At 44.1% G+C, this 288-nt stretch carries 1 pseudogene; it reads left to right on the forward strand.

The features are described 5' to 3' along the window. Positions 1-144, forward strand: a pseudogene (locus FLQ44_RS25340) (hypothetical protein); the annotation flags it as partial. Positions 145-288 lie beyond the last annotated feature (144 nt).

A 288-nucleotide genomic window follows, 5' to 3' on the forward strand; every position in this document is an offset into this window, starting at 1 on the left:
TTATGGAAAGGTCGTTTGCCTGCAGGTGGACAAGCAACCCCAATGACCTATGAAAGCAACGGCAAACAATATGTTGTGATCATGGCAGGTGGACATGGTTCATTTGGGACCAAGATGGGTGACTCTATTGTCGCACAAGCATTGGAAAAAGCAGGCATTACTTTATTGAATACTGGGATTGGCTGGCATGAAGCACGTATCCCAACTATTGTGACCTCCGTTCCTCGAGCAGCCTTTGTTGATTATACAGCTGAAGTAAAAAAACATGTTTCAGTTCCAGTTATTGCA

It is taken from the genome of Vogesella mureinivorans (assembly GCF_007644035.1).
Classification (GTDB): domain Bacteria; phylum Pseudomonadota; class Gammaproteobacteria; order Burkholderiales; family Chromobacteriaceae; genus Vogesella; species Vogesella mureinivorans.